A 22,734-nucleotide genomic window follows, 5' to 3' on the forward strand; every position below is an offset into this window, starting at 1 on the left:
GACGGAAGACGAGAGGCCGAGGGGCCGAACCCTCGCCCGGGCAGATGGTGCAGAGCAGCATTATATGTCGCGCAGGGTTGATCGGGATCAAACTGCGACGCGCCGGATAGGGCATTTTGCCCAAATGCTCCACAGATCCAAATGTGGGATAGCGCATAGACATTAGAGCTGGAAAAGCTCTAAGTAGATGCGTCCCCTTGGTCAGGTTCCGTTGCAGGTTTTGCCGATGGATTACGCCCAATTCTTCGATTCCGCCCTCGATCGTCTCCACACCGAGCGGCGTTATCGCGTGTTCGCCGACCTCGAACGCACGGCCGGCCGGTTCCCGCACGCGGTCTGGCACTCGCCCAAGGGCAAGCGCGACGTCGTGATCTGGTGCTCCAACGATTATCTCGGCATGGGCCAGCACCCGAAGGTGGTCGGCGCCATGGTCGAGACCGCCACGCGCGTGGGCACCGGCGCCGGCGGCACCCGCAACATCGCCGGCACGCATCATCCGCTGGTGCAGCTCGAAGCCGAGCTCGCCGATCTCCACGGCAAAGAAGCCGCGCTGCTGTTCACCTCGGGCTATGTCTCGAACCAGACCGGCATCCCGACCATCGCAAAGCTCATTCCGAACTGCCTCATCCTGTCGGACGAGCTCAACCACAATTCGATGATCGAGGGCATCCGCCAGTCCGGCTGCGAGCGGATCGTGTTCCGCCACAACGACGTTGCGCATCTCGAAGAGCTGTTGAAAGCGGCCGGCCCCGATCGGCCGAAGCTGATCGTCTGCGAGAGCCTCTATTCCATGGACGGCGATGTCGCGCCGCTCGCCAGGATCTGCGATCTCGCCGAGAAATATGGCGCGATGACCTATGTCGACGAAGTCCACGCCGTCGGCATGTACGGCCCGCGCGGCGGCGGCATCGCCGAGCGCGACGGCGTGATGCATCGCATCGACATTCTCGAGGGCACGCTGGCCAAGGCGTTCGGCTGTCTCGGCGGCTACATCGCCGCCAACGGCCAGATCATCGACGCCGTGCGCTCCTATGCGCCGGGCTTCATCTTCACCACCGCGCTGCCGCCGGCAGTCTGCTCGGCCGCGACCGCCGCGATCAAGCACCTGAAGACGTCGAGCTGGGAGCGCGAGCGTCACCAGGACCGCGCCGCCCGCGTCAAGGCGATCCTCAATGCCGCCGGCCTGCCGGTGATGTCGAGCGACACCCACATCGTACCGCTGTTCGTCGGCGATCCCGAGAAGTGCAAGCAGGCCTCCGACCTGCTGCTGGAAGAGCACGGGATCTACATCCAGCCGATCAACTATCCGACCGTCGCCAAGGGCACCGAGCGCCTGCGCATCACGCCCTCGCCCTATCATGACGACGGCCTGATCGATCAGCTTGCCGAAGCGCTGTTGCAAGTGTGGGACCGCCTCGGCCTGCCGCTGCGCGCCAAGTCGCTGGCAGCGGAATAGGGTTCTCCCTTACCCTCCCCTGGAGGGCAGGCCTATCGCATATGACTTCTCGCGGCGGCCGGTGCGCACGCCTCGTCCTTCGAGACGGCGCTGGCGCGCCTCCTCAGGATGAGGCTCATCAGCGTCAGTGCCTCTTGAACCGTAGCCACGCACTCCGTCCTCATCCTGAGGAGCCCGCCTCAAGCGGGCGTCTCGAAGGATGGCCGCGGGGAAGGGCTCTCAAATGCGATAGCCCTCCCCCTCCAGGGGAGGGTAAGAGCGGGCAGCTCATCCTACGGCTTAACGACGCCCGCAGTTCCCGCGCGCGCCGGGCATTTCGCTGTCGCTTGCGTCCGCTCAACGCGCTAGATTTACGGGGAAAATGAGCTCGCGCGCCGCCAGCGCCCAGGGAGAAAGCCCCCCGACCCATGCTGCACGATTGGGGCGTGATCGCCGCCGCCTTCGGCTATATCGGCTTCCTGTTCCTGGTGGCGAGCCATGGCGACCGCCGTTCGCCGGCGGGGCGCGGCCGCGCCTCCGGGCTGATCTATCCGCTGTCGCTGGCGATCTACTGCACGTCCTGGACCTTCTTCGGCTCGGTCGGCTTCGCCACCCGCACCTCGACCGACTTCCTCGCGATCTATGTCGGTCCGATCCTGATGATCGGGCTAGGAGCCGGCGTGCTCCGCCGCGTCATCCAGCTCGCCAAGGCCCACAACATCACCTCGATCGCCGACTTCATCGGTGCCCGCTACGGCAAGAGCCAGGCGGTGGCGGCGACCGTCGCCGCAATCGCGATCATCGGCTCGGTGCCCTATATCGCGCTCCAGCTCAAGGCGGTGGCCTCCTCGCTGGGCACGATCCTGAGCGAAGACCAGGCTTTCTCGCACATCCCGATCCTCGGCGACATGGCGCTGATGGTGACGCTGGCGATGGCGGCCTTCGCGGTGCTGTTCGGCACGCGGCAGACCGACGCCACCGAGCACCAGCACGGCCTGATGCTGGCGGTGGCGACCGAATCCATCGTCAAGCTGGTCGCCTTTCTAGCCGCCGGCATTTTCGTCACCTTCTGGATGTTCTCGCCGCATGAACTGATCGAGCGTGCGATGAGGACGCCGGAAGCGGTGCGCGCCATCAACTATTCCCCGTCGATCGGCAACTTCCTGACCATGACGTTGCTGTCGTTGTGCGCGATCATGCTGCTGCCGCGCCAGTTTCACGTCAGCGTGGTGGAGAATTCCAGCGATGCCGAGGTCGGCCGCGCGCGCTGGCTGTTCCCGCTCTACCTCGTTGCCATCAACCTGTTCGTGATCCCGATCGCGCTCGCCGGCCTCGTCACCTTCCCGTTCGGCGCGGCCGACCCTGACATGTACGTGCTTGCCCTGCCGATCGAGGGCGACGCGGACCTGCTCAGCGTCGCCGTCTTCGTCGGCGGACTGTCGGCGGCGACCGCCATGGTGATCGTCGAATGCGTTGCGCTCTCCATCATGGTCTCGAACGACCTCGTGGTGCCCCTGGTGCTGAAACGTCGGCCGGAGGGGCGCGCCGGCGGAGCCGATTTCAGCAACTTCCTGCTGCGCTCGCGCCGGCTCGCGATCTTCGCCATCATGGTGATGGCCTATTTCTACTATCGCGCGCTCGGCAACACCCAGCTCGCGGCGATCGGCCTGCTCTCCTTTGCCGCCATTGCTCAGCTTGCCCCGAGCTTCTTCGGCGGGCTGCTCTGGCGGCGCGCGACCGCGCGCGGGGCGATCGGCGGCATGCTGGTCGGCTTTGCGGTGTGGCTCTACACGCTGTTCATGCCGAGCTTCATGGATTCCTCGACATCAGGCATCCTGCTGCTGCAGCACGGCCCGTTCGGGATCGAGGCGCTGCGGCCGCAGGCACTGTTCGGCGCCGACCTGCCGCCCCTCATGCACGGCGTGATCTGGTCGCTGTCGCTCAACATCCTGACCTATGTGCTGCTGTCGCTGGCGCGCCGGCCGTCCTCCATCGAGCTGCTGCAGGCCGATCTGTTCGTGCCCAACACGCTCGCACCGATCTCGCCGAGCTTCCGGCGCTGGCGCACCACGGTCACCGTGCAGGACATCCAGACCACGGTGGCGCAATATCTCGGGCCCGACCGCGCGCGGCAATCCTTCGAGGCCTTCTCGGCCCGGCGCAACGTGCGGCTGGAGCCCGGTGCGCCCGCCGATTTCGAGCTGCTGCAACACGCCGAGCACCTGATTGCCTCCTCGATCGGCGCGGCCTCCTCCCGCCTCGTGATGTCGCTGCTGCTGCGCAAGCGAACGGTCTCCGCCAAGGCCGCACTGAAGCTGCTCGACGATTCCCACGCGGCGCTGCATTTCAACCGCGAGATCCTGCAGACCGCGCTCAACCATGTGCGCCAGGGCATTGCGGTGTTCGACGCCGATCTGCAACTGATCTGCTCCAACCGGCAGTTCGGCGATCTCCTCAATGTGCCACTACATCTGATCCAGTTCGGCACGCCCTTGCACGAGATCCTGGAATTCATCGGCCTCGGCGATCCGAACGATCCGCTCGAGCGCGAGGCCCTGCTGAAGCGGCGCCTTGCCGCCTACACCACCGACAGCGAGCCTTATCTCGAGCGCCTGCCGGAGCGGCACATGGTGATCGAAGTGCTCACCAACCGCATGCCCGGCGGCGGCTTCGTCATCACCTTCACCGACGTCACGCCCACCTTCGAAGCCGCGGAAGCGCTGGAGCGCGCCAATGCGACGCTGGAAAAGCGCGTGCGCGACCGCACCGAAGAGCTGACGCGGCTGAACTCCGAATTGGCTCTCGCCAAGAGCGCGGCGGAGGACGCCAGCATCTCCAAGACGCGTTTCCTCGCCGCCGCCAGCCACGACATCCTGCAGCCGCTGAACGCGGCGCGGCTCTACGTCACGAGCCTCGTCGAACGACAGCACAATGGCGAAGAGACGCGGCTGGTCGAGAACATCGACGAATCGCTGCAGGCGATCGAGGAAATCCTCGGCGCGCTGCTCGACATCTCCAGGCTCGATGCCGGCGCGATGACGACCTCGATCTCGAGCTTCAAGATGGCCGATCTGATGCGCTCGCTGGAAATCGAGTTCGCGCCGATCGCGCGCGCCAAGGGCCTGGAACTCGCCTTCGTGCCCTGCTCGCTGCCGGTGCAGTCGGACCGCCTGCTGCTGCGGCGGCTGCTGCAGAACCTGATCTCGAACGCGATCAAATACACCCCGCGCGGCCGCGTGCTGGTCGGCTGCCGCCGCCGCGGCGCCTCGCTCAAGATCTGCGTCTACGACACCGGCGTCGGCATCCCCCCGGTCAAGCGCGGCGAGATTTTCAAGGAATTCCATCGCCTGGAGCAGGGCGCGCGGATCGCGCGCGGTCTGGGCCTCGGGCTCTCGATCGTGGAACGGTTGGCACGCGTGCTCAATCACGGCATCGCCATCGAGGCCAATGCCGGCGGCGGCTCGGTATTCTCGGTGACGGTGCCGACGGCGAAGGCGGTGACCCACACCGCGGCCGTGACCAGCGCGACGCCGCTGGCGCGCACGCCGATCTCGGGCGCGCTGATCGTCTGCATCGAGAACGATGCGGCGATCCTCGACGGCATGCGCACACTGCTCAAGGCCTGGGACGCCGAGGTGATCGCGGTCGCCGATCCCGAAGGGGCGATCGCCGCCATCGAAACCGCCGGACGGCGCGTCACCGGCCTCCTGGTCGACTATCACCTCGATCGCGGCAACGGCATCGCCGCCATCCGCGAGATCCGCCGCCGCTTCGGCGACGGCATCCCCGCGATCCTGATCACCGCCGATCGCAGCCCGGCCGTGCAGGTCGCCGCGCGCGACGAGAAGATCGCGGTGCTCAACAAGCCGGTGAAGCCGGCTTCGCTGCGTGCTCTCCTTGGGCAGTGGCGCACGCAGCAGATGGTGGCGGCGGAGTGAGGCGCACCGGTACCTCCACATCGTCATTGCGAGCGCAGCGAAGCAATCCAGAATCCCTCCGCGGAGACAGTCTGGATTGCTTCGCTGCGCTCGCAATGGCGGAGCAACCGTTGTCGTCCTCAAACCAGCATCTCGACTCGCAGACATGGCATCGCCTTCTCGCGGCGCGTTTCGCCCGAGTTTTGCGCTTTGCGTCGCACCCTCCTGGAGAAAGGGCGCAGGGAAGGCCGGGTGCTGGCTGGTACCCGCGGTCCGCTGCGCGAAATGCACACGCAGGAAGAACCGCACAGCAGCATACAGGTGAAGCCGAACACACGGCCTTCCCTGCGCGATGGTCGGACGGCTTATGCCGTGCTCTTGTGTCTGCAAATTATGCCAAAAAACGCGAACGGGCGGTTCTGACCAACCGCCCGTCGCTGGATCTGAGCCCGACCGTGCTCAAAGGCCTTGAGAGCCTGTCCGGGAGCGTGGGACAGATCCGGTGTCTTCCTCAACCGAACAGTTGCATGGGCTTCGAGCCCGAACCGAGCAAGGAAGAGAGTGGATGATGGCACAAGACGGTGGGGGCGGAATGATTGCGCAGCCAAGCTGCGCTCAGGGCGCAAGCCGCGTGAAGACGTAGTCGCGGCTCCTCGCGCGGGCTTCGTGACAGCCCCAGCACGTGCGGTGCTGGGCCTCGTCGACCGGTTTGCCGTCGATGAAGCGGCCAAAGCCCCAGCCGCCCGTTGCGGCATATTTCTTGGAATCCTTGACCATCACCTGGACCGTTGTGGCGGCCCCGGGAATGGTCGCGGACGCAAACTCCGGCGACTGTTTGCGCTTCCAGGCGCGCTTGACCAGGATGGTGCCGTCCGGGAATGGGAGCTTGCCGGCTTGATAGGCGTCGATGGCGGTCTGGTTGCCCACGACAGCGCGAAGTTCGTCGAGCGGGGCGGCCTCCTCTGCCGGAGCGATCAGCTCCCACTGCTTGTATCCGGGCGGAATCGTGAGGCCGAAGATCGGCGAGGCTTCCGCGGTATTTTGCGAAGGCCCCTCGGCAAGAGCGATCGAGACCAGATACGGCACGCAAGTCAGGAGAATGACCAGGAGGAGCACGGCCAGCGTGATCGCCGTGACGTAGGAGTGCTCTTTCTTTTCAGCTTCGATAGATGGCATGCGGTTTCTTCTAGTTGGATCACGGCACATCCCCGGTCCAGCCAAGCTGGACCGAGGCATTGCATGAACGATCAGGCGCCGTCGGCGTCGATGACGGCTTTGGCGAAGGCTTGTGGCGCTTCTTGCGGCAGATTGTGGCCGACGCCGCCGGTGATCAGGCGAAACTCGTATCGGCCCGAGAACTTCCTGGCATAGGCGCTGGGGTCGGGATGGGGCGCGCCGTTGGCATCGCCCTCCATCGTGATCGTCGGCACCTCGATCTGCGGAGCTGCGGCCAGCTTCTTTTCGAGGTGCTCGTATTTCGCCTCGCCCTGGGCAAGCCCGAGCCGCCAGCGGTAATTGTGGATGGTGATCGCGACATGATCCCCGTTGTCGAACGCCGCCGCGCTCCTGTTGAAGGTGGCGTCGTCGAACTTCCACTGCGGCGAGGCCAGCTTCCAGATCAGCTTGGCGAAATCGTGCGTGTACTTCTCGTATCCGGCGCGGCCGCGCTCGGTCGCGAAGTAGAACTGGTACCACCATTGCAGCTCCGCCTGCGGCGGCAACGGCGCGCTGCCGGCAGCCTGGCTGGAGATCAGATAGCCGCTGACCGATACCAGCGCGCGGCAACGGTCCGGCCACAGCGCGGCGATAATGTCGGCGGTGCGCGCACCCCAGTCGAAGCCGGCGACCACGGCCTTCTTGATCTCGAGCTTGTCCATCAGCGCGATGATGTCCACGGCCATGGCCGCAGGCTCGCCGTTGCGCGGCGTTTCGCTGGAGAGGAAGTGCGTCGCGCCGTAGCCACGCAAGTATGGGATGATCACGCGATAGCCGGCCTTGGCCAGGAGCGGCGCGACGTCGATGAAGGCGTGAATGTCGTAGGGCCAGCCGTGCAGCAGGATCGCCACCGGACCGTTCGAGGGCCCCACCTCCGCATAGCCGACGTTGAGAACGCCGGCATCGATCTGCTTGATCGCGCCGAAGGACGGATCCGATGCAGGGGATCGCTGCGGTTCCGTCTCGGCACGAGCGAACGCGACCATGCCGAGACCGACGGCGGCGGCTCCCGTGGCAATGCCGAGAAACTGGCGGCGGTGCTGATCGATGATCTGCTTCATGATGGTGTGACCTCGTCGTGGTTGATGATGGTGCGTCAGACCAGCGCGATCGTGACGTCGATGTTGCCGCGGACGGCTTTGGAGTAGGGGCAGGTTTGATGCGCTTCATCGATGATGCCGCGTGCGATCTCGGGGTCGAGCCCCGGCAGGCTGACATTGAGGCGCGCCCTCAGCGAGTAGGCGCCCTCGTCGAGCACGAGATCGATCTCCGCATCGATCGCGCTTTTCCTGGGAAGCATCACCTTCCGCTTGCGCGCGGCGAGTTCCATCGCGCCTTCGAAGCAGGCCGACCAGCCGGCCGCAAACAACTGCTCGGGATTGGTGCCGATGCCGGCCCCGCCCGGCGGCGACAGCTTGACGTCGAGGCGACCGTCGGAACTGCGCGACATGCCGTCGTGGCGGCCGCCGTTGGTGTGCGTCCGGGCCGTGTAGAGCAGTTTTGCCGTTTCTGTCATGGAGAGCTCCTTGCCGTCGCGCACCTGACTAGCAGCGACGTGCTCCGGAAACCCGTTTGGACTTGTGAGAAATTGTGAGGCCGGCGCAGAAGCTGTTGCGAGGCCTGCAAACGTGGTCTGATGCCGATGCAACGCAGGCCTTGCCGGATGGCTGCCCTCTGGCTATCCGATTCGCAAATGAGCAAGATTTCGCGATGACCACGCCGGCCGGGCCAAGGCTCTCGTTCGGACCATTCACCGTAGCGCCACATGAAAGGCTCGTGACGCGCGACGGCGTCGCGGTGCCGCTGGGCGCGAAGGCCTTCGACGCGCTGATCGCGCTGATGTCGCGGCCGAACGAGGTCGTCAGCAAATGGGATCTGATGGCCCTGGTGTGGCCCGGCATCACCGTCGAAGAGGCCAATCTGCGCTTTCACATCGCCGCTCTGCGCAAGGCGCTCGGCGACGGCAAGGACGGCGCGCGATACATCGCCACGCTTTCCGGGCGCGGCTATTGCTTCGTGGCGCCGATCTCCCAGACGGAGCTTCCGGCAGCGCGGCGCTCGCCCCCGTCCATGGAATTGCCGCCGGTCAAGCTGCCGAACCGGCTGCAGCGGATGGTCGGGCGCGACCAGGCGGTTGCCGCCATCTCCGACAAGCTTCTCACCTCCCGCTTCGTCACGATCGTCGGTCCGGGCGGCGTCGGCAAGACTGCCGTCGCGGTCGCGATCGCCCACGAGCTGCTCGCGACGTTCTCCGACGCCGCGCATTTCGTCGACCTTGCCGCGCTCAGCGATCCCGATCTCGTGATCACCTCGATCCTGCTGATGCTCGGCTTGCCGGCCGAGACCGACGATCCCCTGCCCGCGCTGCTCGCGCATCTCCGGGACAAGCGGATGCTGCTCATCCTCGACAATTGCGAGCATGTCATCGCCGCGGCGGCACCGCTGGCTTCGGCGATCTTCCACGCTGCGCCGGATGTCCACATTCTCGCCACCAGCCGCGAAGCCCTGCGCGTCGAGGGCGAGCAGGTCTATCGATTGGCGCCGCTCGCCGTTCCGCCTGACAGTGCCGGGCTGACCGCGGCGGCTGCGCAGACCTATTCCGCACTTCAGCTCTTCCTCGAACGTGCCACGGCCGGCGGCGCGCAGATCACGCTGGACGATACCAACGCCGCGACTATCGCGAGGATTTGCCGCAATCTCGACGGCATGGCCCTGGCGATCGAGCTCGCCGCCGGCCGCGTCGAAGCTTACGGCCTGCAGCAGACGGCCGCGCTGCTCGACGAGCGTCTCAATCTGCTCTGGCAGGGCCAGCGCACCGCGCCGCCGCGGCAGAAGACGTTGCGGGCGACGCTGGACTGGAGCTATGGGCTGCTGTCCGACATCGAGCGCCTCGTGCTGCGGAGGCTGGCGGTCTTCGTGGGTCACTTCACCATCGACGCGGCCCTCGAGGTCGTCCCGGATGAACGTGCCGACCGCTCCCGCTTGTTCGATGCCATCGACAGTCTCGTCGCCAAATCGATGGTCGCGCCGCGGCCGATCGGCGCCATGATGCGCTACCGTCTGCTCGATACCACCCGCGCCTATCTGCTCGAGATCGAGCCGAACGACGCCGCGCTCGCCGCCCGCCACGCGACCTACTACCGGCGATGGCTGGAGCAGGCCGGCAGCACATGGGCGGCAACACCGAACGCCGACGAACGGGCGATCCACTTCTCCGCGCTCCACAACGTGCGTGCCGCGCTGGACTGGTGTTTTGGCGCGGGCGGCGACGCCAATGCCGGCATTGCGCTCGCCGCCGCGGCAGCACCGATCTTCCTCGCGATGTCGCTCTTGGTCGAATGCCGGCGCTGGTCGGAACGGGCACTGCGTGCGATGACCCCGTCCGCGCGTGGCAGCGCCGCTGAAATGCACATCCAGGCCGCCCTCGGACTGACCCTGATGTTCACGCGCGGCGGCAGCGAGGCGGCGCGCGTGGCCTTGAGCCGGAGCCTTGCGATCGCCGAGGCGCGCGGCGACGCGCCGAACCAGCTCCAGCTGCTCGGCCGCATGCATATCTTCCACGAACGGATGGGGCAGTTCGACGCCGCGCTTGGCTATGCGCAGCAGAGCCTTGCGGTCGCGCAGCCGCTCGGCGATCCCGGCTCGATCGTCCTCGCCCATTCGCTGCTCGGGGTCTCGCTTCATCTGGCCGGCAAGCACCGCGACGCGCTGAGGATGCTGGAGGTCGCATGGCAAGGGCCGGGCGCGGAACGAATCAGCACCATCCATGGCTTCGACCATCGCAACCGGGCCGGCATCACGCTGGCGCGCGAACTCTGGTTGCAGGGCCGGCCCGCGGACGCGCGGCAGCTGGCGCAACAGACGGTGACTGAAGCCGCGCAGATGGAGCATCCGATCACGCTCTGCATCGCGCTGATCTGGGCGGTCTCGATGTCGCTCTGGGACGGTGATCTCGACGGCGCGGAACAGCGCATCGACCAGTTCATCGCGCATGCCGAATCTCGATCGATGGGTCCCTATCTCGTGGTGGGCCGCGGCGTGAAAGGCGAACTGGCGATCCGGCGGGGAGACGCCACACATGGCGTCGAGACGATCAAGGCTTGCCTATGCGAGCTCCACGAAGCCGGCTACGAATTGCTCACCACCACCTTCAACATCGCGCTGGTTCAAGGCTTGCTGGCGCTTGGACAGATCGAGCAGAGCGCGCGCCTGATCGACGATGCGATCCGCCTCGTCGCTCAGAGCGGCGATCATCTCTACATGCCTGAATTGCTGCGGATGAAGGCCAAGGTCCTGTTGCACCTGCCAGAGCCGAGAGCCGAGCAACCAGAGGTTCACTTGATGCAAGCGCTGGATCTGTGTCGCCGCCAAGGCGCCACAGCGTGGGAGCTGCGCGCCGCGATCGATCTCGCCGGGCTGTTTGCCGAACGCGGGCAGCGCGACGAGGCGAAGCGATGGCTCCAATCGGCGCTCGAGGGCTTTGCCGAGGGCTCCGAGACGGCGGATATCAGAGCGGCCAACCTGCTTCTGACCACGCTGTAGCGGCTCACCCCGTCGGCGTGCCCTGCTTCCATTGGCCGCCGGCGATCTTCGCGGCGGCAATCACCGCTTGCGTCCGACTCTCGACGCCGAGCTTTTGCAGGATCGCCGAGACATGGGCCTTGATGGTGGCCTCGGAGACGCCGAGCTCGTAGGCGATCTGCTTGTTGAGGAGACCTTCCGACAGCATCATGAGGACGCGAACCTGCTGCGGCGTCAGCGTCACCAGGCGGTCGCGCAGGCGCGTCATGTCGGGGTCGGCGGCGGCGGAGAGGTCGGTATCGGCGGGAACCCAGATGTCGCCTTCCATCACCTTGAGGATGGCGTCACGCAGGGTCTCGACCCCGAACCGCTTGGGGATGAAGCCGGACGCGCCGAAATCGAGCGAGCGGCGGATCGTGGCGCTGTCGTCGGAGGCCGAGACGATGACGACCGGAATCGCCGGATATTGCGCGCGCAGATAGATCAGGCCGGAAAAGCCGGAGATCCCGGGCATGGAGAGGTCGAGCAGGACGAGGTCGACTTCGGAGTTCTGTTCCAGGAGCTTGGTCAGGTCCTCGAAGGATCCGGCCTCGTCGATCCGGGCCGAGGGGAGGACGCCCGCCACCGCCTGCCGCAGCGCATCGCGGAACAGGGGATGATCATCGGCGATGACGAGGTGAGAAGGAGCGTTCATCGTTCTCTTGCTGTCGTTCGCGCCGGGTCGGCGAACAGATCCCGGGCGGGTCAATTCTTCCCCGAGCGGCGGTGGCATGCAAGTGCACATTATCCCTTTGCTGCAAAGGGGTTAATCCCTGGTCTCGGCGCTTGCGCACTCGGCCCCGGATACCACAGCGCCCGTGCGCAAGGCCGAAAGTCGTATTGGGGCGGGTTTCACGCCGATGTTACCTTGTGGTCAAGACCTGGGCTGATCCGGCACGTCCGGACATTCTGGGGGCGCGAGGAAACGTATTTCGGGGAGCGACTCAACATGTCGACAATGGCTGTGTCTCAAGCAGGCGCGGGAGGGATGACGAAGGACGAACGGTTCGTCATTCTCGCCTCCTCGCTCGGTACCGTGTTCGAGTGGTACGACTTCTATCTCTACGGTTCGCTCGCCTCGATCATCGGCGCGCAGTTCTTCTCGGCCTATCCGCCGGCAACCCGCGATATCTTCGCGCTGCTGGCGTTTGCCGCGGGCTTTCTGGTGCGTCCGTTCGGCGCCATCGTGTTCGGCCGCGTCGGCGACATCGTCGGCCGCAAATACACCTTCCTCGTCACCATCCTGATCATGGGCCTGTCGACCTTCATCGTCGGCCTGTTGCCCAACGCGGCCACCATCGGCATCGCGGCTCCGATCATCCTGATCGCGCTGCGCCTCGCCCAGGGCCTGGCGCTCGGCGGCGAATATGGCGGTGCGGCGACCTACGTCGCGGAGCATGCGCCGAACGGCAAGCGCGGCTTCTACACCTCCTTCATCCAGACCACGGCGACGCTCGGCCTGTTCCTGTCGCTGCTGGTGATCCTGTTCACCCGCACCGCGCTCGGCGAGGCCGACTTCGCAGCGTGGGGCTGGCGCATTCCGTTCCTGGTGTCGGTGCTGCTGCTCGGCATCTCGGTCTGGATCCGGCTTCGCCTGAACGAATCGCCGATCTTCCAGAAGATGAAGGAGGAAGGGAAGGGCTCGAAGGCGCCGCTGACGGAGGCCTTCGGCAACTGGCAGAACGGCAAGCTCGTGCTGCTCGCCCTGCTCGGCGGCGTGATGGGCCAGGGCGTGGTCTGGTACACCGGCCAGTTCTACGCGCTGTTCTTCCTGCAATCGATCCTGAAGGTCGACGGCTATACCGCCAACCTGCTGATCGCCTGGTCGCTGCTGCTCGGCACCGGCTTCTTCATCGTGTTCGGCATGCTGTCCGACAAGATCGGCCGCAAGCCGATCATCCTCGGCGGCTGTCTGATCGCGGCGCTGACCTTCTTCCCGATCTTCAAGATGATCACCACCAACGCCAACCCGGCGCTGGAAAAGGCGATCGAGTCGGTCAAGGTCGAGGTGGTGGCCGATCCCGCCGGCTGCGGCGATCTGTTCAACCCGGTCGGCACCCGCGTCTTCACCGCGCCTTGCGACACCGCGCGCGCCTACCTGTCGCAATCGTCGGTCAAGTATGCGACGACGCCGGGTCCGGCCGGCTCGGGCGTGAAGGTCGTGGTCAACGGCAAGGACGTGCCCTACGCCAACGCCAAGGACAGCAACCCGGCGGTTCTCGCCGCGGTGCAGGCGGCTGGCTATCCCAAGGCGGGTGACGCCGGCATCGTGAAGATGTCGCATCCGCTCGACATCTTCCGTCCGCAGGTGGCGGCCATCATCGGCCTGCTGTTCATCCTGGTCCTGTTCGTCACCATGGTGTACGGCCCGATCGCCGCGATGCTGGTCGAATTGTTCCCGACCCGCATCCGCTACACCTCGATGTCGCTGCCCTACCACATCGGCAACGGCTGGTTCGGCGGCCTCCTGCCCGCCACCGCCTTCGCCATCGTGGCCTCGACCGGCGACATCTATGCCGGCCTCTGGTACCCGATCATCTTCGCCTCGATTACCGTGGTGATCGGCTTCCTGTTCCTGCCGGAGACCAAGGACGTCGACATCAAGGCGACCTGATCCGAAGCAGAGATCGACGACACGAAACCGGCCGCGGTCTCCGCGGCCGGTTTTGCTTTGTCTGGTTAGCGGTTGCTGCCAATGAATTGCAGCACGATCTCACGGCGATGCGGGCGGCTGCGATGCTCGATCAGGTAGATCGCCTGCCAGGTGCCGAGCGCGAGCCTGCCGTCCAGGACCGGGACCTGGAGCGACGTCTGCGTCAGCATGGTCTTGACGTGGGCCGGCATGTCGTCGGGTCCCTCGGTGTCATGGGTCCACCCGGCGTTCTCCGGTGCGAGCCGTGACAGGGCCGTGGTGAGATCGACGAGCACGGAAGGGTCGGCGTTCTCCTGGATCGTCAGCGAGGCCGAGGTGTGGCGGATGAACAGCGTCAACGCGCCCTCACCTGCGTGCGCCTCGGCGATGAATTTGGCGGCCTCGCTGGTCAGATCGGTGAAGCCGCGGCCGGGCGTCTGCACGGTGAGCAGCGACGATGTGACGGTGGTAGCCTGCACCGACGACGGTGCGGAGCGTGTGACGGATCTGGCTGATGTCATGGCGGGTCTCGATTGATCGAACATTGCGGTAGGGTGGGCAAAGGCGCGCAAGCGCCGTGCCCACGTCTTCCTTCATTGTCGTAGAGGCACGGTGGGCACGGCGCTTTGCGCCTTTGCCCACCCTACGGCAGCTCGTCACGCGTCAAATCTTACCTGACACGTCCTTCTGCACGCGGTTGGCCATGTCGATCAGCCGCCGCCAGGCCTTTTCCAGGAACGACATCACGCGGTCGACGTCCTTGTCGCTCGGCAGCGGGATCTCGATCTTGCGCTCGCCCTCGGCGACCTTGGGCTCGGCTTTCTTGAGCTGATCGGATTTCGGCAGCGCCTCGTCGATCTTGCCCGACACCGGCGGTCCCGCCGCGAGCTGTCCCTTCAGCTTCTCGACCTCGGCCTGGAGCCTGCCGATCTCGGCATCGAGTGCCGTCCGCTCGTCAGGCACTGCGTAGCAGGCCCAGCCGGCGCCGTTCTTGGTGCAGGTCGATACCGTGCCGGTGCGCGTGTCGAGCCGCAGCACGCCCTCGGGAATGGGCGTCATGCTGTAGCGGCCATTTTCGCCGTCGGGCGCCGATTGCGCGGCCACGAGGCCGCCGCTGACGACCATCCCCGCGGCCGCCGCCGCGAGCCATGATGTCGTGGATGTCGTCGCAGGTCTCTTCATTGTCTCCGCCCCGGCGGTGCTGCGGCTGCTGTGCAAGTCTACACCCTTGAGCCGGCAATCCGCCGCCAAAAAACCCGCCCCTGAAATCAACGAACGCGACGGCTTCTTTGATCCCACCAGCGCGGCGAAAGCACGGCTGCATTCGCAGATCATGAGCAGACCTGCTGCGGTGCGGCGTCACGCTGTGTGCAGCGCTGCTGCGCGCGTCAATATCGTCAAGAAAATCAAAGACATAATTGAAAGCGACGCAATCGTGACTTGGCTTGACTTGATTATGGGCCATCAGTATGGTCCGCGCGGCTTTTGAGGGTGACGGGCGTAATTTCCATTCAGCGTTTCGGGTCTTCGTTGCATGACACAGGGCACGGGACACGGCGAAGATGGAGATCGCGATAGATCGTCCGAGGAAGCCGCGCTTTCCGATCGGCTCGGAAATCTTGATCAGCGGTTGTCCGAATTTCGCGACCGCAGGGCCAAGACCGAGCAACCCGCAGGTGACGATGGAGACAAAGCGGCCAGAGCCTCGGCGATGGCGCTTGGTTTTCGGTTATCCTCCGAGTTGGTCGCCGGTGTCGCTGTCGGAGCGGGGATTGGCTGGGGGTTCGACCGTTTGCTGTCGACGTCGCCTTTCGGATTCATCGTGTTCCTGCTGCTGGGCTTCGTCGCCGGCGTGGTGAATGTGGTGAGATCGGCAGGCGCGGGTCAAAACAGGCGCGGTGGTTCGTAAGCTGGTCCCACCAGGAGAGGAATGATCGTGCCGGCCTCGCCGGTACGGGCCGGCCCGGCCGGCAGACCGAGACCCGCCGGCGTGCCCGGCAGACCAAGAGATGCCGCGCCGATGAAAATCGATCCGATCCACCAGTTCAACATCGAGCCTCTCTTCACCCTGGGCCATATCGGCAATCACACGATCGCCTTCACCAATTCGTCGCTCTACATGCTGGTCGCGGTTGCGATCATCTCGATCCTGATGCTCGCCAGCGGCTCGCAGCTGGTTCCCGGGCGCCTGCAGTCGGTCGCCGAGATCTCCTACGAGTTCGTGGCCTCGACCATCCGTTCGACGGCCGGCGCGGAAGGCATGAAGTTCTTCCCGCTGATCTTCTCGCTGTTCATGTTCATCTGCGTCTCGAACCTGGTCGGCATCATCCCCTACACCTTCACGGTCTCGAGCCATCTGATCGTCACCGCGGGGCTGGCGCTGCTGGTCTTCTTCACCGTGCTGATCTACGGCGTCGCCAAGAACGGCGTGAAGTTCTTCAAGATCTTCGTTCCCCACGGCGTCCCCGGCTACGTCCTGCCGCTGGTCATGTTCATCGAGGTCCTGTCGTTCTTCCTGCGGCCGGTCTCGCACAGCATTCGTCTGTTCGCCAACATGCTGGCCGGCCACATCGCGCTGAAGGTGTTCGCGGGCTTCGTCGCCATGCTGGGCTTCTCGCTCGGCGCCATCGGCTGGGTCGGCGGCGTGCTGCCGCTGGCGCTCACGGTCGCGCTGTACGCTCTCGAGATCCTGGTCGCGTTCCTGCAGGCTTACGTGTTCGCGATCCTGACCTGCATCTACCTCAACGACGCCATTCATCCGGGACACTGAGCGGTCCGGGGAATTTCCACCCACAACCCAATCTTTCTTCCAAGGAGTCTAAAATGGATCCGGCAGCAGCAAAACTTATCGGCGCGGGCATCGCGTGCATCGGCATGGGCGGTGCGGGCGTCGGCGTGGGCGTGATCTTCGGCAACTACCTCGCCGCGGCCGTTCGCAACCCCTCGGCCGCTCAGGGCCAGTTCGGCAACCTGATCTTCGGCTTCGCCGTGACCGAAGCGCTCGGCATCTTCTCGCTGCTGATCGCGCTGCTTCTGCTGTTCGTTTTCTAAAGGAACGACTTCTTCCGCGCCGCTTCATCCGAAGCGGCGCGTGACAGCAACAGGAGTACTCCATGGCCGAGAGTCATGGCGGGGCAAAAGGACCGGCAGCAGGTGCCCACACCGAAGCCGATGGCGGTCATCACAGCGGCGGCTTTCCGCCGTTCGAGAGCAGCACCTTTGCTTCACAGCTGGTGTCGCTCGCGATCTTCTTCGTCCTGCTTTACGTGATCGTGTCCAAGCTCGCGCTGCCGAAGGTCGGCGGTGCGATCGAAGCACGCCAGAACAAGATCGAGGGCGACCTCGGCGAGGCGCAGAAGCTGAAGGACCAGTCCGAAGCTGCGCTGAAGGCCTATGAAAGCGAGCTCGCCTCGGCGCGTTCGCGGGCGCAGGCGATCGGCAACGAATCCCGCGACAAGGCGAATGCGCAGGCGGACGCCGAACGCAAGGCATTGGAAGAGCAGCTGACGGCCAAGCTCGCCGAGGCGGAGAAGACCATCGCCTCGACTCGCACGGCCGCCATGAGCAACGTCCGCGGCATCGCGGCCGACGCGGCAGGCCAGATCGTGCAACAGCTCACCGGGGTCATTCCGGATGCCGCCTCGGTCAATGCCGCCGTTGACGCGTCCTTGAAGGGTTAGTCGAGATGTTCTTCGATCCTGAAACCTGGGTCGCCGTCGCCTTCGTGATCCTGATGATCGTGTTCGGCTATCTCGGCGTCTTCAAGTCGGCGATGACCGCGCTCGATCATCGCGCCGCCCGCATCAAGGCCGAGCTCGACGACGCCGCGCGCCTGAAGCAGGAGGCGGCCAAGGTGCTCGCCGACTACAAGGCGCGCAGTGCCACGGCCGAGCGCGAGGCTGCCGACATCATCGCCAACGCCAAGGCCGAAGCCGAGCGCATCGCTGCCGACGCCAAGGCGAAGATGGAAGACTTCGTCGCCCGCCGCACCAAGACCGCGGAGAGCAAGATCGCGCTGGCCGAGGCCCAGGCGCTGGCCGACGTCCGCGCCGCAGCCGCGGAAGCCGCCGTCCAGGCTGCCTCGACCATCCTGTCGCAATCGGTCAAGGGCCAAGTTGCCGACGACCTGCTCGCCAAGGGCATCAACGAAGTCCGGCAGAAGCTGAACTGAGGGATTTGCCTCACCCAATCAAAAAGCCGGCGCGATGAGCGCCGGCTTTTTTGTTTGTGCTGGTCTCTCGTGTCCCGGACGCGGTGCAGCGTGCAACGCTGCTCCGCAGAGCCGGGACCCAGCATACCGCGGCGTGGGCCCCGGCTCTGCGTCGCACCGCACCGGACGATGCTTCGCATCGCCGTAAGCGCGTTCACGCGCGTCTTCGACGCGCTATGGCGCTGCGCCGCGTCCGGGGCACGAGACCTTGAACTGAAGCTACTTCTTCCTCGGCTTGGCCTTCTCCGGCGAGAGCGCCTGCGGGTCGAAACCGACATAGAAGATGTAGTTATCGGCGACGGCGGGCGCCGGTGTCGGATAGGCCAGATCCTCGGCGACAAAGGTGAAGGGCACGCTGCCGCCTTCCGACATCGCGACCGTGGTCCGGTAGGCTTTCGAGGCGATCACCTTCTCGCCGACGCCGCCCTGCACGACGGCGATGCGCAGCGGCACCTCGACGGAGGCAGGCGCACCGGCGGGACCGGCGATGACGCGGCCCTGGATGCCGATCCGGGCCGTGATGCCAGCGCTGCTGCGGGAGCATTCGCGCGCCATCTTGGTGATCGAGGCCTGGAAGCGGATGTCATTGCCGACGGCCGGCTTGCCACTGGCGCCGACCGCGTAGGTCGAGGCCCCCGCGCGCACCGTGACCTGCGGGCAATCGAGGTCGTCTTCGGCCGGCTGCCCGGGCGCAGGCGCCGGCTTCGGCTCGGCCGGCTCGTCGGACTTGCCGCCGAACAGGCTCTTGAAGCGGTCGGTCAATGACTGCGCCGCCGCCGGCGAGACAGACGCCAGCGCAACCGACAACGCCAGTGCGATCCCCGTTCCCAGTCGCAACGCATTCCGCGATGACCGAAGCTCCTGCACCATCGACGCCCGTACTCCATGACAATTGCCCGGCCGATCGCCGGCCGCGGCACGCGGTTATATCGCCAAAATCGGCGAACCCAAGGCAGCAAAAAGGGGGACGCGGCCGCACCAGACGGCCGCTCAGCCGCGGAAATCCTCGTGCAGCAGGCCGAACAGCAGGTGATCCTGCCAGACCCCGTTGATGCAGAGATAACGGCGCGCCAGGCCCTCGCGCGAGAAGCCGCACTTCTCCAGCACCCGGATCGACGGCGCGTTGGTGGGGATGCAGGCGGCCTCGACCCGGTGCAGGTTGAGCTCGCCAAACAGCGTCGGCAGCAGCACCCGCAGTGCGGCCGTCATGTAGCCGCGATGGGCATAGGGCTGGCCGACCCAATAGCCGATGGTACCGGCCTGCACGATGCCTCGCCGGACATTGGCGAGCGTGATGCCGCCGATCAGGGCACCGTCGAGCTCGCGGAAGATCAGAAAGGGATAGGAGCGGTCCGCGGCGATGTCCTCGGCATAGCGGCGCAGGCGGCGGCGGAAGCCGGACCGGGTGAGATCGTCAGACGGCCAGATCGGCTCCCAAGGCGTGAGATAGTCGCGGCTGGTCTCGCGCAAATGCGCCCATTGCAGGAAGTCGGACATTTGCGGCGCACGCAGGAGCAGCCCGTTGCCGCGCGGCGCGAGGGCGGCGGGTCCACTGGATGGCAGGCGAAAGAGGGCCATGGTGATGCTTCCCGGGGCGAGGCAGCCCGCGCGCGGCTCCTAATGCAGCCGCGCCTTGGCGCGCGCCCGGGTCAATCCTTCCGCAAAAGACACCGCCGTGTCCAGACCCCTGCCGCTGCCCAATGCGACAACCGCTGGCCGGCTGCGCGACAGCAGCGCACGGGCCGCGTCCCGCGCCGATTCGATGCTGACGGCATCGATCCGGGCGACCAGTTCCTGCACCGTCTGCGGCCGTCCATAAGCCAGCACATGCCGGGCAAGCTGCTCGGCGCGGGAGGAGCAGCTCTCCAGCGCCATCAGCAGACCCGCCTTCATCTGCGCCTTGGCCCGGGCGATCTCGGCCTCGGTCAGCGTCTCCACCGAATCGTTCATGATGTCGACCACGACCTCCATCATCTCCGGAGCGTCGGCGGGATCGGTGCCGGTGTAGAGGCCGAAGAAGCCGGTGTCGGTGTAGGGCGCGTGGAAGGTGTAGATGGAGTAGCAGAGGCCGCGCTTCTCGCGCACCTCCTGGAACAGGCGCGACGACATTCCGCCGCCGAGGATGTTGGTGAAGACCTGGAGCGAGAACAGCGACGGATCGGACTGCGGCACGCCCTCGAGCGCCAGCGTCAGATGCGCCTGCTCGAGCTCGCGATGCACCACCTTGGTGCCGCCCTGGCCGAATTGAGCGGCCTGCGGCTTCGGCCCCGGCGTCCCCTCGAAGCTCGCAAAACGCTTTCCGACCTCGGCGACGACTTGGGCGTGATTGACCGCGCCGGCCGCCGCCACCACCATGTCCGGCCCGCGATAATGCGTCGAGAGATAGCCGCGCAGCATGTCGCGGTTGAAGGCGCGCAGCGTCTTGGCGGTGCCGAGCAGCGAGCGACCCATCGGCTGGTCGGGATAGCAGAGCTCGTTCAGATGCTCGAACACGACGTCGTCGGGCGTGTCCTGGGCGGCGCCGATCTCCTGCACGATGACGTTCTTCTCGCGCTCCAGCTCGTCGGGCTCGAAGGCGGGATTGGCGAGGATGTCGGCGAGCACGTCGAGCGCGAGCGGCACGTCGGCCTTCAGCACCCGCGCATAATAGGACGTGGTCTCGGTCGAGGTGCCGGCATTGAGGTCGCCGCCGACCGCCTCGATCTCCTCGACGATCTCGCGCGAGGAGCGCTTGGTCGTGCCCTTGAACGCCATGTGCTCCAAGAGATGCGAGATGCCGTGCTCGTTCGGCTTCTCGTCGCGTCCGCCGACACCGGCCCAGACGCCGAGCGCCGCCGTCTCGAGGTGGGGCATCTCGTCGGTGACGACGGTGAGGCCGGAGGCAAGCTTGGACATCTCGACGCTCATCCGGCAACTCCCTGCTTTGCGGCGCGGCTGGCGGACAGCACGAACCGCTCGACCTCGGCCTGATCGTTCTTCATCACCCTCATGTGTTCGGATTTGGTCATCAGGCCGTCGAGCCAGGCCGGCAGTTGCGGCCGCTGGCCGCAGGCCGCCTCGACGGCGTCGGGGAATTTGGCCGGATGCGCGGTGGAGAGCACGATGCTCGGCACCCTCGTATCGGTGGTGTCACGGTCCGCGACGGCGAGCGCCACGGCGGTATGGGGATCGACCAGCTCGCCGGCTTCGCGCCAGGCGGCGCGAATCGCAGCCGCAGTCTCGGTCTCGTCGGCGCGCCCGGCATCGAACTCCTCGCGGATCGCAGCGAGCGTCGCATCGGGCAGCACGAAGCGACCGGACTGCTTCAGCTGTTCCATCAGGCGGCGCACGCCGGCGGCATCGCGCCGGCCGGCCTCGAACAGCAGCCGTTCGAAGTTCGAGGAGATCTGGATGTCCATCGACGGCGATGCCGTCGCGTGCACCTCGCGCACCTCGTAGATGCCGGTCTTCAGCGTGCGCGCCAGGATGTCGTTGACGTTGGCGGCGATGCGCAGGGTGCGCACCGGCAGCCCCATGCGCTTGGCGACGTAGCCGGCGAAGATGTCGCCGAAATTGCCGGTGGGCACGACGAAATCGACCGCGCGCGCCGGCGCACCGACCGCGACGGCGGAGGTGAAATAGTAGACCACCTGGGCGACGATGCGCGCCCAGTTGATGGAATTGACGCCGGAAAGCGAGCTCGCATCGCGGAAGCGATGGTTGTTGAACATCCCCTTCACGAGCGCCTGGCAGTCGTCGAAGGTGCCTTCGATGGCGAGCGCATGGACGTTGGCCGCGCCCGTCGTCGTCATCATCCGCCGCTGCACCTCTGAGATGCGGCCGTGCGGAAACAGCACGATGAGGTCGACGTTCTCGAGACCGGCAAAGGCTTCGACCGCGGCGCCGCCGGTATCGCCTGACGTCGCGACCACGATGGTGGTGCGCTGGCCGCGCTTTTCGAGCACGTGGTCCATCAGCCGCGAGATCAGCTGCATCGCCACGTCCTTGAAGGCGAGCGTCGGACCGTGGAACAGCTCCAGCACGAACTGGTGCGGCGACATCTGGCGCAGCGGCACCACCGCAGGATGGCGGAAGGTGGCGTAGGCCTCGTTCGCCATGCGCCCGAGCTCGGCGTCCGAAATCTCGCCGCCGGCAAAGGGACGAATCACGTCGACCGCGACTTCCCAATAGGGACGGCCGAAGAAGCCGGCGATCGTCTCGCTCGGGAGCTGCGGCCACGCCGCCGGCACATACAGGCCACCGTCGCGGGCAAGGCCGGTCAGCATCACGTCACAGAAGCCGAGTTCGGGGGCTTCGCCCCGGGTCGAGATATAACGAGTCAAACTGCCCTCCAAAGGCCGGCCGGCCGAAGCCCGACCCTTAAGCCTTTGATTCTACGTAGTTACTTGTCAACAGCCAGAGGCTTTGAGCCACCATAGAGTGTTTTGCGGCATCGGGAAACCGCTTCCGGCCTTCCCCTCGCCCAATGAAAAAGGGCTGCGGCATTGCCGCAGCCCTTCTCTTGGAAGGTCTGTCGTTGTGTGCAGACCGGTTTGCTTCGTCGGGGTCGCCGCCCCTCAAAAACTGTTCCGGCAAGCTTTCGTCGCCTGTCACGAAATCGTCAAGGCCAAAACCCGCACGCCTCGAAAATGTTCCTATTCTTCCCGACCCGGCTCAGGCTCGTCCGATGCAGGCACAGCCCAATCTCGGCAATGAATTCCGCTTTTTCCCGCATGAGCCATGGGAACGAATACAGCCTCGGCCCATTGTGTCGGCGGATGGGTGT

Annotated in this window: 20 protein-coding genes; 10 read left to right on the forward strand and 10 right to left on the reverse strand. The window is 65.7% G+C overall.

Going from position 1 to position 22,734, the window contains the following annotated elements:
* The first annotated feature begins 226 nt into the window (after positions 1 to 226).
* Entirely contained in the window at positions 227 to 1,456 is a 1,230-nt protein-coding gene (gene hemA, locus N2602_RS37060; protein ID WP_212256174.1) for a 5-aminolevulinate synthase, read from the forward strand.
* 407 nt (positions 1,457 to 1,863) lie between these two features.
* Positions 1,864 to 5,373, forward strand: coding sequence for a PAS domain-containing hybrid sensor histidine kinase/response regulator (locus N2602_RS37065; RefSeq protein WP_212256173.1), 3,510 nt, complete (start codon positions 1,864 to 1,866; stop codon positions 5,371 to 5,373).
* Positions 5,374 to 5,967: 594 nt separating this feature from the next.
* On the opposite strand, the gene N2602_RS37070 is transcribed toward N2602_RS37065, so the two are convergent.
* From N2602_RS37070 to N2602_RS37080, 3 genes are all read right to left on the reverse strand, one after another.
* Complete coding sequence (locus N2602_RS37070; RefSeq protein WP_260381181.1) at positions 5,968 to 6,528, reverse strand: cytochrome P460 family protein; 561 nt, start codon at positions 6,526 to 6,528, stop codon at positions 5,968 to 5,970.
* A 71-nt stretch (positions 6,529 to 6,599) separates the two neighbouring features.
* Entirely contained in the window at positions 6,600 to 7,628 is a 1,029-nt protein-coding gene (locus N2602_RS37075) for an alpha/beta fold hydrolase (RefSeq protein WP_260381182.1), read from the reverse strand.
* Positions 7,629 to 7,663: 35 nt separating this feature from the next.
* On the reverse strand, positions 7,664 to 8,083 hold the full coding sequence (locus N2602_RS37080) for an organic hydroperoxide resistance protein (RefSeq protein ID WP_260381183.1): 420 nt from the start codon (positions 8,081 to 8,083) through the stop codon (positions 7,664 to 7,666).
* Between the two features lie 194 nt (positions 8,084 to 8,277).
* Here N2602_RS37080 and N2602_RS37085 point away from each other — a divergent pair, with 194 nt between their 5' ends.
* Entirely contained in the window at positions 8,278 to 11,109 is a 2,832-nt protein-coding gene (locus N2602_RS37085; RefSeq protein ID WP_260381184.1) for a tetratricopeptide repeat protein, read from the forward strand.
* A 4-nt stretch (positions 11,110 to 11,113) separates the two neighbouring features.
* Here the strand turns inward: N2602_RS37085 and N2602_RS37090 are convergent, their stop codons facing one another.
* Positions 11,114 to 11,782, reverse strand: a complete 669-nt coding sequence (locus N2602_RS37090) for a response regulator transcription factor (RefSeq protein ID WP_260381185.1) — start codon at positions 11,780 to 11,782, stop codon at positions 11,114 to 11,116.
* A gap of 333 nt (positions 11,783 to 12,115) precedes the next feature.
* On the opposite strand from N2602_RS37090, the gene N2602_RS37095 reads away from it, so the two are divergent.
* Positions 12,116 to 13,741, forward strand: a complete 1,626-nt coding sequence (locus N2602_RS37095; protein ID WP_172786051.1) for an MFS transporter — start codon at positions 12,116 to 12,118, stop codon at positions 13,739 to 13,741.
* A gap of 65 nt (positions 13,742 to 13,806) precedes the next feature.
* Here the strand turns inward: N2602_RS37095 and N2602_RS37100 are convergent, their stop codons facing one another.
* Positions 13,807 to 14,280 (reverse strand): secondary thiamine-phosphate synthase enzyme YjbQ, encoded by a 474-nt coding sequence (locus N2602_RS37100; protein WP_172786052.1) that lies wholly within the window; start codon positions 14,278 to 14,280, stop codon positions 13,807 to 13,809.
* Between the two features lie 142 nt (positions 14,281 to 14,422).
* Positions 14,423 to 14,941 carry a hypothetical protein gene (locus N2602_RS37105; protein WP_409241877.1) on the reverse strand — a complete coding sequence of 173 codons (519 nt, stop codon included), beginning with the start codon at positions 14,939 to 14,941 and terminating at the stop codon, positions 14,423 to 14,425.
* Here N2602_RS37105 and N2602_RS37110 point away from each other — a divergent pair.
* The 6 genes from N2602_RS37110 to gspM all read left to right on the forward strand — a co-directional run bounded on the left by N2602_RS37110 (position 14,916) and on the right by gspM (position 17,930).
* The gene (locus N2602_RS37110) at positions 14,916 to 15,248 is read left to right on the forward strand and encodes a hypothetical protein (protein ID WP_172786053.1); all 333 of its coding nucleotides are present in this window, start codon (positions 14,916 to 14,918) and stop codon (positions 15,246 to 15,248) included. The genes N2602_RS37105 and N2602_RS37110 overlap by 26 nt on opposite strands.
* A 45-nt stretch (positions 15,249 to 15,293) precedes the next feature.
* Positions 15,294 to 15,668 carry an AtpZ/AtpI family protein gene (locus tag N2602_RS37115; RefSeq protein ID WP_025033499.1) on the forward strand — a complete coding sequence of 125 codons (375 nt, stop codon included), beginning with the start codon at positions 15,294 to 15,296 and terminating at the stop codon, positions 15,666 to 15,668.
* 111 nt (positions 15,669 to 15,779) lie between these two features.
* On the forward strand, positions 15,780 to 16,529 hold the full coding sequence (locus tag N2602_RS37120; protein WP_172786054.1) for a F0F1 ATP synthase subunit A: 750 nt from the start codon (positions 15,780 to 15,782) through the stop codon (positions 16,527 to 16,529).
* Between the two features lie 53 nt (positions 16,530 to 16,582).
* Complete coding sequence (locus tag N2602_RS37125; protein ID WP_018643436.1) at positions 16,583 to 16,810, forward strand: F0F1 ATP synthase subunit C; 228 nt, start codon at positions 16,583 to 16,585, stop codon at positions 16,808 to 16,810.
* 62 nt (positions 16,811 to 16,872) lie between these two features.
* Positions 16,873 to 17,439: a F0F1 ATP synthase subunit B gene (locus N2602_RS37130; RefSeq protein ID WP_172786055.1), complete on the forward strand. Its 567-nt coding sequence runs from the start codon at positions 16,873 to 16,875 to the stop codon at positions 17,437 to 17,439.
* Positions 17,440 to 17,444: 5 nt separating this feature from the next.
* Complete coding sequence (gene gspM, locus N2602_RS37135) at positions 17,445 to 17,930, forward strand: type II secretion system protein GspM (protein ID WP_172786056.1); 486 nt, start codon at positions 17,445 to 17,447, stop codon at positions 17,928 to 17,930.
* Positions 17,931 to 18,188: 258 nt separating this feature from the next.
* Here the strand turns inward: gspM and N2602_RS37140 are convergent, their stop codons facing one another.
* From N2602_RS37140 to thrC, 4 genes are all read right to left on the reverse strand, one after another.
* Positions 18,189 to 18,839: a hypothetical protein gene (locus N2602_RS37140; RefSeq protein WP_260381186.1), complete on the reverse strand. Its 651-nt coding sequence runs from the start codon at positions 18,837 to 18,839 to the stop codon at positions 18,189 to 18,191.
* 120 nt (positions 18,840 to 18,959) lie between these two features.
* Complete coding sequence (locus N2602_RS37145; protein WP_260381187.1) at positions 18,960 to 19,547, reverse strand: GNAT family N-acetyltransferase; 588 nt, start codon at positions 19,545 to 19,547, stop codon at positions 18,960 to 18,962.
* 39 nt (positions 19,548 to 19,586) lie between these two features.
* The gene (locus tag N2602_RS37150; protein WP_260381188.1) at positions 19,587 to 20,876 is read right to left on the reverse strand and encodes a pitrilysin family protein; all 1,290 of its coding nucleotides are present in this window, start codon (positions 20,874 to 20,876) and stop codon (positions 19,587 to 19,589) included.
* The gene (gene thrC / locus N2602_RS37155; protein ID WP_260381189.1) at positions 20,873 to 22,291 is read right to left on the reverse strand and encodes a threonine synthase; all 1,419 of its coding nucleotides are present in this window, start codon (positions 22,289 to 22,291) and stop codon (positions 20,873 to 20,875) included. The genes N2602_RS37150 and thrC overlap by 4 nt, the downstream gene beginning before the upstream one ends.
* Positions 22,292 to 22,734: the final 443 nt, after the last annotated feature.

It is taken from the genome of Bradyrhizobium sp. NC92, from assembly GCF_025200865.1.
In the GTDB taxonomy this organism is placed as follows: Bacteria; Pseudomonadota; Alphaproteobacteria; order Rhizobiales; family Xanthobacteraceae; genus Bradyrhizobium.